The 16211-nt window shown below is 43.1% G+C and carries 8 protein-coding genes and 4 pseudogenes; 3 read left to right on the top strand and 9 right to left on the bottom strand.

Annotation, left to right across the window (positions count from 1 at the left end):
• The 4 genes and pseudogenes from WN50_RS30530 to WN50_RS34995 all read right to left on the bottom strand — a co-directional run.
• Positions 1 to 602 (bottom strand): glycosyltransferase (locus WN50_RS30530; protein ID WP_049561826.1); only part of this gene is annotated, 602 nt, incomplete at its 3' end.
• 205 nt (positions 603 to 807) lie between these two features.
• Positions 808 to 2025 (bottom strand): annotated as a pseudogene (gene rodA, locus WN50_RS30525) (rod shape-determining protein RodA); the annotation flags it as partial.
• 273 nt (positions 2026 to 2298) lie between these two features.
• The gene (locus WN50_RS30520) at positions 2299 to 2658 is read right to left on the bottom strand and encodes a VOC family protein (protein ID WP_046281121.1); all 360 of its coding nucleotides are present in this window, start codon (positions 2656 to 2658) and stop codon (positions 2299 to 2301) included.
• An 87-nt stretch (positions 2659 to 2745) separates the two neighbouring features.
• Positions 2746 to 2901 (bottom strand): hypothetical protein, encoded by a 156-nt coding sequence (locus WN50_RS34995; RefSeq protein WP_160315435.1) that lies wholly within the window; start codon positions 2899 to 2901, stop codon positions 2746 to 2748.
• Positions 2902 to 3103: 202 nt separating this feature from the next.
• On the opposite strand from WN50_RS34995, the pseudogene WN50_RS38020 reads away from it, so the two are divergent.
• A pseudogene (locus tag WN50_RS38020) lies at positions 3104 to 4485 on the top strand (CHASE3 domain-containing protein); the annotation flags it as partial.
• Between the two features lie 338 nt (positions 4486 to 4823).
• On the opposite strand, the gene WN50_RS36770 reads toward WN50_RS38020, so the two are convergent.
• Positions 4824 to 5357, bottom strand: a complete 534-nt coding sequence (locus tag WN50_RS36770) for a sulfurtransferase (protein ID WP_235441199.1) — start codon at positions 5355 to 5357, stop codon at positions 4824 to 4826.
• 1262 nt (positions 5358 to 6619) lie between these two features.
• On the opposite strand from WN50_RS36770, the pseudogene WN50_RS30500 reads away from it, so the two are divergent.
• Positions 6620 to 7740, top strand: a pseudogene (locus WN50_RS30500) (RNA-guided endonuclease InsQ/TnpB family protein); the annotation flags it as partial.
• A gap of 399 nt (positions 7741 to 8139) precedes the next feature.
• Entirely contained in the window at positions 8140 to 10677 is a 2538-nt protein-coding gene (locus WN50_RS30495) for a glycogen/starch/alpha-glucan phosphorylase (protein ID WP_046281123.1), read from the top strand.
• Positions 10678 to 11330: 653 nt separating this feature from the next.
• Here the strand turns inward: WN50_RS30495 and WN50_RS30490 are convergent.
• From WN50_RS30490 to ctpB, 4 genes and pseudogenes are all read right to left on the bottom strand, one after another.
• Positions 11331 to 11957 carry a hypothetical protein gene (locus WN50_RS30490; RefSeq protein ID WP_046281124.1) on the bottom strand — a complete coding sequence of 209 codons (627 nt, stop codon included), beginning with the start codon at positions 11955 to 11957 and terminating at the stop codon, positions 11331 to 11333.
• A 113-nt stretch (positions 11958 to 12070) separates the two neighbouring features.
• The gene (locus WN50_RS38015; RefSeq protein ID WP_053221629.1) at positions 12071 to 12664 is read right to left on the bottom strand and encodes an S-layer homology domain-containing protein; all 594 of its coding nucleotides are present in this window, start codon (positions 12662 to 12664) and stop codon (positions 12071 to 12073) included.
• A gap of 223 nt (positions 12665 to 12887) precedes the next feature.
• Positions 12888 to 13547, bottom strand: a pseudogene (locus WN50_RS36760) (hypothetical protein); the annotation flags it as partial.
• Positions 13548 to 13673: 126 nt separating this feature from the next.
• Entirely contained in the window at positions 13674 to 15011 is a 1338-nt protein-coding gene (gene ctpB / locus WN50_RS30475) for a carboxyl-terminal processing protease CtpB (RefSeq protein WP_046281125.1), read from the bottom strand.
• Positions 15012 to 16211 lie beyond the last annotated feature (1200 nt).

Here is a 16211-nt window from a genome sequence, read left to right as displayed (position 1 = left end):
GGAGGATTGTTGGATTCTGTGTTTTTCTCATATAGGGGAGGATTCACCCCCAAGGGAATCACTAAATCTCGTGTAGATACCCCAAAACGTTCAGAAACTTGTGCTTCGAGTTGACTGGTAAAATGCAGAGCCGCAGATCCGGCAATATTAGCTCGTTCTAGTAGGGTTACATAAATTTGTTTGAATTGCTTTTTTTTCTGCAAATCAGCCGGATCAAGGGTTCCTAAAGGTCGCAAAATATAAGGCAAATTTCGCATTCTCGCCACCGTCGCCGCCCCACTACTGACCGGAGAAAATAAAGCGTGAATATGGGCTACATCAAACTCGCTAGCGTGTTGCCATAACCAGTTTAATAGATTCAGGGAAAATTTATAGCGTCGAAACGGCGAACAGCGAAAATAACGCACGGTGTAACCATTTTCACGAACAGGTTGATTGAGGGGAACATCTAAAGGCGGTTGACCAATATCCCCATTAGAATCTGTCGTTAAAATGGTTACATCAACCCCTTGCGTCGCCAACGCTGCCGACAGTCCCCGCACCATCTGACTAGGGCCTCCATAAACCAACGCAATAGAAGGAACAATTTGAAGAATCCGCATTTTACAGTTATCCGTTATCAGCGCGAAGTGCGATCTTGGGGTTACGCCTGCGTAGAGCAACTTCGTAAGAGAGTGACCAGTACCAGTATTTACACTGAACAGTTATCAGTTATCAGTTTTTCAGATAATTCTTGAATTCTTGAACTCCTGAACTCCTGAACTTCCTGACTCGGTGACTCGGTGACTCGGTGACTCGGTGACTCCATTAAAACTTAATCCGTTGTCGATGATTTGCCACAGACTGCACCAGTCCGATCGCGATAAAATTACTTAACAAAGCTGATCGACCATAACTCAGGAAAGGCAAAGGAATACCTGTAACTGGAGCTAACCCGATATTCATGCCAATATTAACAAAAACCTGAAACACGATCATACACAAAACCCCAATGGCGAGCAGGGAACCAAAGGTATCTTTTGCAGTTAAGGCGATCATCACCAAACGCCAACACAATATCCAAAAGACAACCAATACACAAACACAACCAATAAAGCCAAGTTCTTCGCCAATGGCAGAAAAAACAAAGTCGGTGTGCTGTTCTGGGATAAAGTTTAACTGGGTTTGAGTGCCTTGATAGAGTCCTCGTCCGTGCAGTTGTCCTGAACCAATGGCGATCCGCGATTGAATTAAATGATATCCTGAACCGAGGGGATCTTGTTCGGGGTTGAGAAACCCAGTCAGCCGTTGTTTTTGATAATCTTGCAGTAAACCCCAAAAGAAAGTTCCGAGTTCTCCCGCGCCTAAATTTGCCAGCAATGCCAAGGGGCCAGTCAGCCAACGGATGGGTAAACTCCACCAACCGACAAACCCCATCAATACCGCCCAAACGATCCCGGCTTGTTGATTAACTGTGAATAAAATCACTGAACCGATGGGAGCAACCAATAAAATGAGCCAACCCGGATGAACATTTCCCCAATACAACATTCCCAGGGTAATGGCACCGAAAATCAGCGAGGTTCCTAAGTTGGGTTCGATAAAGACTAATCCCCAAGGCACCGCCGCGATCGCTAACATTTTGATCACATCGGGGATAGTTGGGGTCGTGCGTTCGTGTAATAAGGCCGCTAGGGTGATAATAATCCCAACTTTGGCAAATTCTGAGGGCTGGACGTGAAAGCCGCCAATATTAATCCAACGTTGCGCCCCTAAAGCGGTGGTCCCGATAATCTGTACCGCAATTAAGGCGATAATGGTGGCGACATAAATCACCCATTTCCATTCTAATAAGCGTTCGTAACGGCATCCGGCAATCACGATAGCGGCAGCTAAACCGATACTGCCCATCAGCCAATGTTGCCACCAGTCTGTCAGACCTTGGTTGAGTTCGACACTACGGATCATCACTCCGCCTAAGATAGTTAGGCCGATCGACAGAAGAAATAGAACGTAATCAACTTGATCCCAAGCTGAAAAGGGAGTNCCGATACTGCCCATCAGCCAATGTTGCCACCAGTCTGTCAGACCTTGGTTGAGTTCGACACTACGGATCATCACTCCGCCTAAGATAGTTAGGCCGATCGACAGAAGAAATAGAACGTAATCAACTTGATCCCAAGCTGAAAAGGGAGTTCGCCGACGTCTTCCCAGGCGCATTTTTTCAAACATAGTTTCGGGTCGTGTTTTGCAGATGGTCGTTTTTCTATCGTTTTCAAACGCTTTCAGGCACAGTCGGGAGTCCCTGGTTGGGAATTTCTAGTTTGAGGTTGCAGTCGGTTCGTATAGGTACTCAAAGGAGTTTCCATCGAGATCTCGACCATAGAAGGAGGCGGTGCCGTCTCGGTGTTCGTGAATAGAACTTACCTCAACCCCTTGGGTTTTGAGGTGTTCATAGGCGGTTTCCATTTCGCTGCGATCGCTAAATACAAAGCCGAAATGGGCGCCTGCTTGGTCATAACCGGGACTTAGTAGGGCTAACCCATCTTCTCCGGCTTTGAGGTAGGCCCAGTCTGCATCTTTCCAAACCAACCTCATGCCCAAATTTTTATAGAATTGTGCCGCTTTGTCTATATCGTTGACACAAATGGCTACGTGGCCTAGTCGTTTTAGCTTCATGGCAATAATTGTTAACGTGCTTTTCTGGTCAACCGAACACCGCCTTTTAAAGCCGGGGCTTGCGGTTGACTCGCGAACCGAGTGAGATTATTCTACCGCCTCTATTGTGCCGCTTTGAAGTCCGACTTGCAGGTAAGTTTGGCGATCGCTTTGCTCTAAAGTGCATAAGGGGTGATCACTCAGACGTATGTTAGGGAGAATGGCTCTAAGTGTTATACGTTCATAGGTATAACCTAAACACACTCTCCCTAACGGGTTGGGTGTATTTTTTTTTGAGCGGGTTCAAACTTTTGGTCGGTTGAGCTTGTTCTTCTGTTGTGGGGCATAATGAAAGAAGACCCTCTGCATCTCAATCAATTCTGAAGAAGTGACAAGATTAGGGTTGAAAATTTAGGGTTTTGGGTAGAATTCAACTTAATTTTTACCTGGAAAATCGGCGGGTTCTATGAAGTTTTCTCTACAAAAAAAAGTTTTTTTGGGTTTTGGGCTTTCTTCTACTTTATTAATATTGGTTACTTCGAGTGGCTATGAAACCGCTAAACGATTAGCTGAAACAAAACAGTGGGAAGTTCATACCAAGCAAGTTTTAAGAGTTTTAGAAGATATTTCCGCCGATTTGTCGGATGCTGAAACGGGTCAGCGAGGCTATTTGCTCACGCAGCAAAAACGATATTTACAACCTTATAAAAATGCGATTATACAGATTGATCAAGATTTGGATATCCTCAGATCCTTGACTTTAGATAATCCGATTCAACAGCAAAATATTCAATCTTTATCGAATTTGATTGACAAAAAATTATTAGAACTGGAAACAACTATTACTCTCTCTAGAACGGTGAGTAATCAAGCCGCAATTGAATTGGTCAAAACCAATGAGGGAAAAAAATTGATGGACGGAATTCGTCAAGTTTTGCAGGAAATGAAACAAGAAGAAGAACGATTGTTTGAACAGCGTTTAAAAGTCACCGATCAAGTTATTGAAAACAGTTATATTGTTTTAGCTTTAGGAATTTTTTTTGATTTAGGATTGCTTTCTGTTCTTTATTTACTGATTTATCGGGAGATTCGTCAAAAAATTGTAGCTCAAATGGAGTTGATCGAACTTAATAAAGCCGCATTACGTTTTGTTCCTGAAAAGTTTATTGAACTTTTAAATAAACAGAGTATTCTTGAGGTTGATTTAGGCGATCAAGTTGAACGAGAAATGTCTGTATTATTTTCGGATATTCGTTCATTCACTGCCCTCAGTGAAAGTCTTTCTCCTGAAGATAATTTTAAACTCATTAATGCTTATCTCTCTCGAATGACACCTGTTATCACTGAACATCATGGCTTTATTGATAAATATATTGGCGATGCAATTATGGCTTTATTTAGCCGAAGTTCTGATGATGCAGTCAAAGCAGCAATTGCTATGTTAAAAACTTTAAATGAATATAATCAAAATCGAATAAAATCAGGCTATATTCCTCTAGAAATTGGCATTGGAATTAATACAGGAAAATTGATGTTGGGAACGGTTGGAGATTCTCATCATATGGAAGGAACAGTGATTAGTGATGCCGTTAATTTAGCCTCTAGAATTGAAGAATTAACGAAAATCTATCAAATTCCTTTATTAATTTCTGAGTCTACATTTTGTCGTCTACAATCTAAAACAGACTATGCTATTCGTTTAATTGATCGAGTTCAGGTTAAAGGACGCTCAGAATCAGTAGCAGTTTATGAAGTTTTTAATGCAGATTCGCCCGAAGATTTATCGGCTAAATTATCAAATTTATCAACATTTTCTGAAGCCGTTTCTTTGTATCAACAGCAAAATTTNATTAATTTCTGAGTCTACATTTTGTCGTCTACAATCTAAAACAGACTATGCTATTCGTTTAATTGATCGAGTTCAGGTTAAAGGACGCTCAGAATCAGTAGCAGTTTATGAAGTTTTTAATGCAGATTCGCCCGAAGATTTATCGGCTAAATTATCAAATTTATCAACATTTTCTGAAGCCGTTTCTTTGTATCAACAGCAAAATTTTATTGAGGCGAGTGAAGCTTTCAAAGACTGTTATCAAACCAATCCTAATGATTTAGTGGTCAAAATCTATTTAGAACGTTTTCAGCAAAATCTATTCAATCCGACAATTTCCTCTATTCCTAACTCTTATTTAATTTAATTTCAAAAGTGGATAATCTTCGGGGGGAGAGGCTGACCATTCCCACATGGAACCTGGATAATTTTTGGCTGAAAACCCTAAATCAACTAACACAGAAGTTAACCAAGCCGATCGTACACCTCCGGTACAATAGCTAACAATTTCTTTTTCGGGTGTAATGCCTTTTTCTGCTAATTGATCTAAAATGACTTGACGGGGAAGTAACATTCCGTTTTCATCCAGCCAGTCTTTATAATAAAGGTGAATCGCTTCGGGAATATGACCGCCTCGTTGTTCTCCGTAGGGCGTTTCTCCTGCATATTCTCGGGGTTCACGACTATCTATGATGACTAAATTCTGATGATTCAAATGATTTTTGATTTCCGAGCGATTAATTTCCCAGTCAGGGCGACGTTTAACTTGAAAATCTCCCTTGGGGGGTTGAGTGGGTTTGAGACTATTTTCAAGCGTTAAACCTGCTTTAACTAACGCCGCATAACCGCCATCTACCCAAACCGCTTGAGAATGACCTAAACTGCGTAACATCCAAACAATGCGACCTTCTTCACCCCATCCGGTTTTTGGGTCAATGTAGACAATAACGGGTTTATGACTAAAAATACCAATTGCTTGCAATTTTTGAGTTAAAACCTGATCATCGCTCAGTAGTTTACCGCGATCAGGTGGGTTTGGACGTGAAAAGTCCTGCCAACTGATAAAAGTTGCATCTTTTAAGCGTTCCCAGTGTAGAATCTTTAATGAACGANTACCAATTGCTTGCAATTTTTGAGTTAAAACCTGATCATCGCTCAGTAGTTTACCGCGATCAGGTGGGTTTGGACGTGAAAAGTCCTGCCAACTGATAAAAGTTGCATCTTTTAAGCGTTCCCAGTGTAGAATCTTTAATGAACGAGCATCTAAGAGGGTTGCACCTTGTTTTAACAAGATTTTGGCTTGTTCACCACTGACAATCCATTGATGTTCAGGGATTTCAGAGGGTTGGGAATCTTGAGTAAATTTAGACAGACTCGAATGATCAAGGACGGGAGTTCCTGGCTTTAGAGAAACAATGATGATCACAATTGCAATCAATCCTAATCCCGTCAACCCCAGAAAACCTATGGAACTGCTGAGAATGTTGGGTTTAATACCACTGAGAAGCAATTTGTCCTCCTAAAGTGAGCTGCAAAACTAAAGAAAAAGCAAAGGAAGTCAAATGTTGATTGAGATCCCGTTAAGTTAAACTCTGGAAGAAGCCCCTCTGTAAATGTACTGTTTACTACCTCAAGAAACTCTGCTCAATGAGATAATAGCAGGACTTTGAGTTCGTTTAAGCGTTCCCAAGACTCAAACAGGTTTGGAGGAGGGTTCTAGTCGGATGTCAGCATGACCGAAAAAAAGCGGGATGCAAGCCTTATTGTCAACGACGGTTAACTTACTTTCTGCACATAAATGTCTATGTGGTATAGTAATATTATACGCCAAATAAGCTAGCGTCAATGATAGTCTACGAATTCAAAGCAAAAGGGAAATCNATTATCTCATTGAGCAGAGTTTCTTGAGGTAGTAAACAGTACATTTACTGTTTACTACCTCAAGAAACTCTGCTCAATGAGATAATAGCAGGACTTTGAGTTCGTTTAAGCGTTCCCAAGACTCAAACAGGTTTGGAGGAGGGTTCTAGTCGGATGTCAGCTGACCGAAAAAAAGCGGGATGCAAGCCTTATTGTCAACGACGGTTAACTTACTTTCTGCACATAAATGTCTATGTGGTATAGTAATATTATACGCCAAATAAGCTAGCGTCAATGATAGTCTACGAATTCAAAGCAAAAGGGAAATCACACCAATATAAAGCAATCGATGAAGTAATCCAAACATCTCAGTTTGTTCGGAACTCATGTCTGCGGTATTGGATGGATAATCGTGGACTTGGAAGAAAGGAGTTGTATCGATACAACACCGAACTCCGAGCTATGTACCCTTTTGTCAGGGACTTGAATTCACACGCTTGTCAGGCATCTGTAGAACGGTGTTGGTCAGCTATTGCTAGATTCTTCGATAACTGCAAAAAGAATATTCCGGGTAGGAAAGGCTATCCAAAGTTCAAGAAGAATAGTCGCTCAGTTGAATACAAACAGAGCGGATGGAAACTCTTAGACCCCAAACATATCGAATTTATCGACAAAAAGGGGATTGGAAAACTCAAGCTTGTCGGAACTTGGGATCTGGCATTTTATCCAGTTGAAAAAATTAAACGAGTGAGGTTAGTTAGAAGGGCTGACGGCTATTACGTTCAATTTTGTATCCAAGTCGATGTGAAAATAAAAATACAACCGACAGGGAAAACAATAGGGTTAGATGTAGGGTTAAAAGAGTTCTACACCGATAGTAATGGCAACACTGAGTTAAACCCTCGTTTCTACAGAAAAAACGAAAAGCGATTAAAGCTTTATCAACGGCGCGTTTCTCGAAAAAATATTGGCAGTGCCAACCGATTAAAAGCCATTAAGCGACTGGGCAAAGCACACCTCAAAATAAGTAGGCAACGTGAAGAACACGCTCTTAAGCTGGCGCGTTGCGTAATCCAATCAAACGATTTGGTCGCCTACGAAGACTTGAGGATTAAAAACTTAGTAAAGAATCATTGTCTAGCCAAGTCAATTAATGATGCGGGTTGGTATCAATTCAGAAAATGGTTAGAGTATTTTGGAGTTAAGTTTGGCAGAATAACAGTTGCCGTCAACCCCGCTTATACCTCCCAAACCTGCTCAAACTGTGGAACAATCGTTAAAAAATCTCTATCAACTCGAACTCATATTTGTCAGTGTGGGTTTGTCTTAGACAGGGATCATAATGCCGCAATTAATATTCTGAATTCAGCTTTGAGTACGCTAGGGCATAGCGGAACTTGGATCTTAGATCAAAANACAGGGATCATAATGCCGCAATTAATATTCTGAATTCAGCTTTGAGTACGCTAGGGCATAGCGGAACTTGGATCTTAGATCAAAACGCTTCAGGAGATTTTACCTCTACTGTGATAGGAGAAATCCTGTCTCAGCAAGTCGAGTCGTAGAATGAAGAATCCCCGCCTTTTAAGGCGTGGGAGTGTCAATCTATCTAGACAAACAGGATACAATAGACCCGAAAGTTAACATTCTGGGTCTTCAAATCCAAAAAATTTATCGATAGTCTTCATCGGAAGCAGGGGCGCTGTCAAGACAGGCTGGAAGCGATTGCTACAGAGATAGCTAAACTCAGCCTGATATGATTTCTGCAACCGAAACATTGTCCGAACCCAACAGGCCGATTGAAAGGAGAATCTATGACTCAATCCCTCCCAACCGTAAATGAATGTCCGATTCAAATTGAGGACGACCGCACTGGAATGAGTGTGGACACGCTCAAGCGGGCCTTTGCGGATAATCTTTTCTATTTGCAAGGGAAGTATGAGTCCTTTGCCACCCCCGATGACTTTTACATGGCGCTCGCCTACACATTGCGCGATCGCTTACTCAACCGTTGGCTGAAAACCTTTAAAACCTATGTAGAAAACAACGTTAAGGTTGTCTACTATCTCTCGGCTGAGTTTTTGATGGGGCGTCATCTTGGCAACAGTCTGATCAACCTACACGTCTATGAAAAAATCCGTCAGGCGGTTGAAGAGTCTGGCTTAAACTTAGACGAACTGTTAGAACGAGAACCTGACCCCGGTTTAGGGAATGGAGGCTTAGGACGTTTAGCTGCTTGTTTCCTCGACTCTTTGGCTACCTTAGAAATTCCGGCTGTTGGTTGTGGCTTACGCTATGAGTTTGGGATTTTCCACCAAATGATTCAGGATGGTTGGCAAGCTGAAATTCCTGATAAATGGCTGCGTTTTGGCAACCCTTGGGAAATTGCCCGTCCGGATCAGGCCGTCGAGGTGAAATTTGGCGGTCATACGGAAATGTACCATGATGATAAGGGTCAGTATCGGGTGCGTTGGATTCCCTCAACGACTGCCATTGGTATTCCCTACGATACGCCTGTTCCCGGATATGACACCAATACCGTTAACCCCTTGCGGTTGTGGCGGGCAGAAGCGAGTGATGATTTCAACTTTGATGCGTTTAACGCCGGGAACTATGATGGGGCGGTTGCGGAAAAAATGCGATCGGAAACCATTTCTAAGGTTCTCTACCCCAACGACAACACGCCTCAAGGCAAGCAACTGAGACTCGAGCAGCAATTTTTCTTTGTGTCTTGTACCTTACAAGATATTATTCGCATTCACCTGATGCGTCATAAGAGTCTGCACAATCTCTATGAAACAACGGCGATTCAGCTTAATGATACTCATCCGGCGGTGGCGATCGCTGAAATGATGCGACTGTTGTTGGATGAACATGGCTTTGACTGGGATGATGCTTGGCGGATTACCCAAACCACTTTTGCCTACACGAACCATACTCTAATGCCAGAGGCGCTAGAAAAATGGTCTGTGACGTTGTTTGGCTATCTCCTGCCTCGCCATCTGGAAATCATCTATGAAATTAATCGTCGTTTTCTCGAAGATGTTAAGCTCTGGTATCCTGGTGATGAAGGGATGTTAGCCCGTTTATCACTCATTCAAGAAGGCCCAGAACAATATGTCCGCATGGCAAATTTAGCCTGTGTGGGATCTCACGCAATTAATGGTGTGGCAGCACTGCACACAGAACTGTTAAAACAAGATACGCTGCGAGATTTCTACAAGATTTGGCCTGAGAAGTTCTTCAATAAAACAAACGGTGTTACTCCTCGTCGCTGGGTGTTATTGAGCAATCCTAAACTGTCTGAGCTTTATACCTCTAAAATTGGTAAGGGTTGGCTCAAGGATCTCGATCAACTTCGCAAGATTGAAGCTTACATTGAAGATGCCGGATTCCGTGAACAATGGCATCAGATTAAGTTAGAAAACAAACAGAAACTCGCTGATTACATCTGGAAACACAATGGCATTGCGGTTGATCCCAATTCCATGTTTGATGTGCAGGTGAAGCGGATTCACGAATACAAACGCCAGCATTTGTGTGTACTGCACATTATCACGCTGTACAACCGGATTAAGCAAAATCCTAACATTGAGGTGACTCCCCGGACTTTCATTTTTGGAGGGAAGGCGGCACCGGGATATTTCATGGCGAAACTGATGATTAAACTCATCAATGCCGTCGCTGAAGTTGTTAACAATGATCCGGATGTACGCGGACGGCTGAAGGTGGTTTTCTTAGCGAATTTTAATGCTTCTCTGGGTCAGAAAATCTATCCGGCTGCGGATTTGTCCGAACAAATTTCAACGGCGGGTAAAGAAGCTTCTGGTACGGGTAACATGAAGTTTGCTATGAATGGCGCGATGACGATTGGTACCCTTGATGGTGCAAATATTGAAATCCGTGAAGAAGCTGGAGAAGAGAATTTCTTCTTGTTTGGTTTAACGGCTGATCAAGTCTACAAAGTTAAAGCTGCGGGTTATAATCCCTCGGAATACTACAGCAAGAATGCTGAGTTAAAAGCCGTGATGGATCGCCTAACATCGGGATTTTTCTCTCATGGGGATAAGGAATTGTTTAAACCCATGACTGATTCTTTCATGCACCATGATCCTTATATGCTGTTTGCTGATTATCAGTCTTACATTGATTGTCAAGAACGAGCCAGCAAAGTATTCCAGGATCGTGATGCTTGGACTCGAATGGCAATTTTGAATGCCGTTCGTATGGGTAAGTTTTCTAGCGATCGCACGATCAAAGAGTATTGTGAACAGATCTGGAATGTTAAACCTGTTCCCATTCAACTGGAAGAATACAATCAAGATTCTGCGGTTTTAAAGGTCGCTAAGTAATCTCTCCGCATCTTTTGTTTATTGATCGAGCGTAAAACCCCGTCCCAAGAGTGGGCGGGGATGTAAGCGAGCGAGAGTCTCTGGTACAATACGAATACCTATCACCAGACTAGACATTTCTTGACTGCAACTTGGTATGTTGGAGAATAGGAAAAAGTGGTTTGTCCGTGACGATAGAAGTGGTCAAAGACCAGCCCCGATGAGTGTGAGGGATGCCCCAGGAGTGGGAAGAACAGAAACTTCTTCTCTCTACTGCTAGTCAGACGGAGAGACNAGCCCCGATGAGTGTGAGGGATGCCCCAGGAGTGGGAAGAACAGAAACTTCTTCTCTCTACTGCTAGTCAGACGGAGAGACTTTCTTACGGTCAATTACCCGTATGCGACAGATCCGAAGTGGTCTAGTTGTAAGCCACATCCCCTTGTGGGTGGGGCATTTGACTCTGTAGAATTGACTTTCCCCTGTTAACAAAAGCAGGGGATTTTTTTGGGAAGGGAGTTGACAGACAGGGGCGACTCCTGGTATACTTTAAAGAGTACCTTAAACAATTGGATGTTTAAAAAAATATTTTTTTCGCAAATATCCGATTATACTAAAAATAATACCACAGGCTCCGAAAAAGTCAAGAGGGTAGACTAAAAATAGGCTGACCGAGTTACTGGGGATTAAAATTTCTAAATTCTCGAAATTGCAATCCTTCTGATAGGATTTGTACCTGACAACTTAAGGGAATTTGATCAAAATTACAAATATAGAAAGCCAGTAAATCCCCCTGACGATTACAAACCCGCAAATTATAACCATAGCGTCTTGTTACGGAGGCAAATCGACTGACAAATACATATTGTCCCATGTATTTTTCTCGATTCCAGTTAATCCGATTGACAACAAGAGTGACTAAATTATTAACATACAAATCCGGCTGAAGCTGTGTAATTTTGGGTTCAACAAACCAAGTTTCTAGAATGGGATATTGTTCTGTTTCATCGGAAAGTTGTTCAGCGTTAAGTTGAAGATCTATGTCTGATTCCACCGGCTGAGTTGGAGTCGGTAAAGTAGAATATCCATAGAGTTCTTGTGCTAACCATAAACTGGGGATACTGGGTTCAGTTTGAGATAAGGGCGGCGAGGGTAAGACTTCCATCTCCCAGAAACAGGGTTTAGGAGTTTTACTGATCACAAGGTTTTCTGTTTGCGATCGCACAGGTTGAACGATAGAGGTTAAACTCCAAAACACAGTGAATATTAATTTTAGGAATGGATATCGCGGTTGAGAGTGCATAGAGATTTTAGGGCTATTCAATCAAAAAAAACTTCCCTACAATTCCGTTCAATAACGTAAAATCAGGGAAAGTTTAAAGTTGTCAAATAAAGGGTTTAAAATTGTAGACTCCCTCACTTATTCGGCTTGACAATATAATCGGATGAAATCGGTTCAGCTTTGCCGGATTCAACTAAAGCTTGATAAATCATAGCTGAGACTTCCGCCCGAGTTGCAGGTTGATTGGGATTGAGAGTATTTTGTTCGGGATGATTAACGACTAATCCCGCTTCTGTGGCGGCGGCGATTTTCTCAACCGCCCATTTGGGAATTTGATCGGCATCCTGGTAAACTTTTAAAGTTTCTTCAGGATTTCTCGGGGGTTTGAGATCCAACCCACTGACTAAAGCGACTAAAACCTGAACGCGAGGTACGACTTCATTGGGAAGAAAGATCTCACCGGGATAACCTTTCATAAAGCCCGTTTGAGTGACATCAACAATCGCCTGTTGCGCCCAGTTGTCTGGCTTTACATCTTTATAATTGAGTTGAGCGGATTGATCTTTTTGAGGAATAAAGGCATTTTCGAGTTGAGCGGCGAGTTCTGCCCGAGTGATCGGTTTATCAGGTTGAAACGTACCATCTTTGTAGGGAACGATAATCTGATTTTCAGTCGTATACTCAATAAACTCTTTAGCCCAGAACTCGGACGGTACATCAGAAAGCACGAAGAATGGTACTGGTGTAGGAATTTCAGCTTTGCTTTGAGGGCTAGCTTTTGTATCAGGTTGAGCGGCTTGTTGTTGGCTTTGAGGACTAGCTGCTGTTTGCGGTTGAGCGGCTTGTTGTTGGCTTTGAGGACTAGCTGCTGTTTGCGGTTGAGCGGCTTGTTGTTGGCTTTGAGGGCTAGCTGCTGTTTGCGGTTGAGCGGCTTGTTGTTGGCTTTGAGGNGGCTTGTTGTTGGCTTTGAGGGCTAGCTGCTGTTTGCGGTTGAGCGGCTTGTTGTTGGCTTTGAGGGCTAGCTGCTGTTTGCGGTTGAGGGGCTTGTTGTTGGCTTTGAGGGCTAGCTTCTGTTTGCGGTTGAGGGGCTTGTTGTTGGCTTTGAGGACTAGCTGCTGTTTGCGGTTGAGTCGTCGTTGACTCTTGAGTGGGAATAGGTACAATAGTCGTCTGTGAACCCGGATTTTCCTGAGACTCAGACGCATCAGGCGGTGTGAAGAAAAAGGGAGTAATCATCCACCAAGCCGGACTGACATCTGTTGAGCGAGAAGGGCTTTCTGGAGTCGGAGCAGGCGAGAAGGATTGAAATACATTTCCCGAAGAGGTAGCAGGTACAGAGACTGGCTGTGGACTTGCTTGTTGTTGCCGATGCTGCAAGAGAGAGTTTTCTAAAACTTGGGATAAATTAAATTGGTCTGAGACACTCGATTGAGGAGTGGGCAGAATAGCAGGTGAAGTGAACTTTTGCCTGTAGGCTTTAGCGTCTTTACCCAACACCCAAAATAAAATACCGCCCATCGCTAAAAGTGCGATTAAAACGGCAATCCACTCATCGTTATTGCGAGATGAAGCTTGGGGTGAGGATGAATTTGGAGGCAATGAATTTGACATAAAACACATTGATTCACACAACATCACCCTCAAGATTAGCCGCTATTTTCCTCTGTGGCAATTCATCTCCAGAGAGACCAGAGAGCTAGGGCAAATGGCGATGCCTAAATTTGCCCACAAAAGCTTTTATTTAGGATTCTCGCGTTCACTAATCGCCAGAGGTCGTGAAGCGGCTTCAGTCGCTAGAATGTTGATGGCGCGAGCATAGTAAGGATCTCCTTGAGTCCCAATTAATTGAGGATCGCTAGCGAGTTGCTTTTTCTGATCGTCGGTCAGCTCTAGTTTAACGTCGGGGGTGACTCCTTTTTTGCTAATGTCGGTGCCATTGGGCGTGTAGTAATGGGCAATTGTTACCGCTAAACCGGAACCATCAGATAAGGAAAACACCGATTGTACTAAAGCTTTGCCAAAGGTTTGATCGCCCATAATCACGGCTCGCTGATTGTCTTTCATGGCTCCGGCGAGGATTTCGCTGGCACTGGCGGAGTTTCCATCAACGAGAACAACGGTGGGTAAAGTGGTGATTGCGGTGCGGTTGGCTCGGATTTCTTGGGTTTCGCCATCGCGATCAACAGTGCTGACAATCATGCCATCATCCATCCACATTCGGGCAATTTCAATACTACTGCGGAGCAAACCTCCGGGATTCCCGCGTAAATCGAGGACGAAGGCTTCTGCTTGTTTTTCGACCAACTCTTCCATCGCTTCTTTCATCTGTTCGGCGGCGTGGGAGTTGAACTCGCGCAACTGAATATATCCAACTTTTCGCTCTCCTTCGGTATTGAGGCGATAGTAGACGGCTTCGAGTTCAATCCTCGCGCGAGTGAGGGTGACATTGAACTCTTCTTGGCCTGCGCGTTTAATTCGCACTTCAACTTGAGTTCCGACATTACCCCGAATTTTTTCGGCGGCATTATCAACGCTCATCCCTTGGGTTGAGATGCCATCAATCTCTAGAATTTGATCTCCTGCTTGAATTCCGGCGGCTTGGGCGGGAGAATTTTTAATGGGAGAAACAACAACGATGCTTTTCGTTTTCTCATCGAGTGAAAGCTGCATTCCCACACCAGACAGTTCTCCGGCGGTTTGACTGGTCAACCGCTCATACTGTTTCGGGTCCATGAAACGGGTGTAGGGATCATTAAGCTGTTCAAGAGCTTGACGTAAGGCGCGATAAGCTTCTTCACGGGATGAATATTCTTTGCTTAATAGCTCTTGTCGAATGGCTTTCCAGTTTTTGCGGTTGAAGCTGGGATCGACATACTCTCGATAGACAATTTGCCATGCTTCATCTAGAACTGCTTTGGGGCTGTTTTTCAGGCTCGCGTGGACTGCATTGCTCAATCCCGGAACCGCTATTGTCGAGATGGCTGCAATTACCATCAGGCGTTGAGCTTTACTACGGATTGCCCCACTTAGGAGGCGATTGCAAAATGAAGAAAAGCTTCCTGCGTTGTCGTTCATCTAGTCTTCCTCTGGCTTGATTCCCTACACTGGGATGAAAATAGGAGATTGGGGATTTTCTCCCCGTTTATATCGTAATTTTAGAGATGATCTCCGCCTGTTTGACCATTTAACAGTGGGAGTCAGCAGGTTATTAGCAGTGAACCATCAATGGATGTATCACAGAGGGGATCTGCAACTGTTGCTTGCTCAATCTTAGATGATCACTCAAGAATGAGTAAGAATTCGATGAGTTCCCAGGCTTTTGNCTGTTTGACCATTTAACAGTGGGAGTCAGCAGGTTATTAGCAGTGAACCATCAATGGATGTATCACAGAGGGGATCTGCAACTGTTGCTTGCTCAATCTTAGATGATCACTCAAGAATGAGTAAGAATTCGATGAGTTCCCAGGCTTTTGGATACTCCTGACTCGTCCACCATTCAAATTTTCTCCTGCTTTATCGGGAATGTAGACAATCTTTATACTCGTTCTAGCGGAATAATCCGAGTTGGATCTGACTCGTTATCGATGTCATGCTCCTGTACTACTATTAGTGTAGCTAGACTTTTGCTCAATTGGAAATGTCTTAATGTTAACATTTTTACAAAATGAGTCTAAAACTTTCCTTAAAGCTTTCCGGATCTTCAGAAATTGACTCGGTTGAGTCCAATTGTCGGGTTGAGGGATAGAGCGATCGCTGTCGGGGTTTCCTCACCGATATCAAGAGTGAAATATTTTCCGATGCCCTGGTTACACTTTATCGAAAGTAGCCCGTTTTAGCAAATTCAGGTCGAGCAACGACTCTAACCTTTTGCTTTCGGGAGAAAATTAAACGATGTTCCGATGAGGGTTTGGGGCTGATGGGGTTGCTTAAGTCGGATGTTTCCCTCAATCTTGTAGGAGCAAATTTTCGATTTTCATTGCAATCCTATAGGAGATTAATCAGAATTTTAATCTTCACCGTTTTGTCGTTTGTTTGGCAATCTAATTGAATTAGATCGATCAGTAATTTTTTCAAGAAGCTGAAGATTTTGAGGGTGGAATAATCCACCCCTAGATGGTTAAATTTAATTGGAGTGATAATTTCCAGACAAAATTGGCAGGTGAGTTTTCCAAGCCTGAGAAAATTCTGAGATATAATCTTCTTGCTCTTGGGTTTCAATGGTGTACTGTCGAGTTTCTCTGACGATCGCGATCGCTTTTTCGGGGGAATAGGNAT

Source organism: Limnoraphis robusta CS-951 (genome assembly GCF_000972705.2).
The sequence above is the reverse complement of the archived record's forward strand: the minus strand, read 5'-3'. Positions and strand labels throughout refer to the sequence as shown.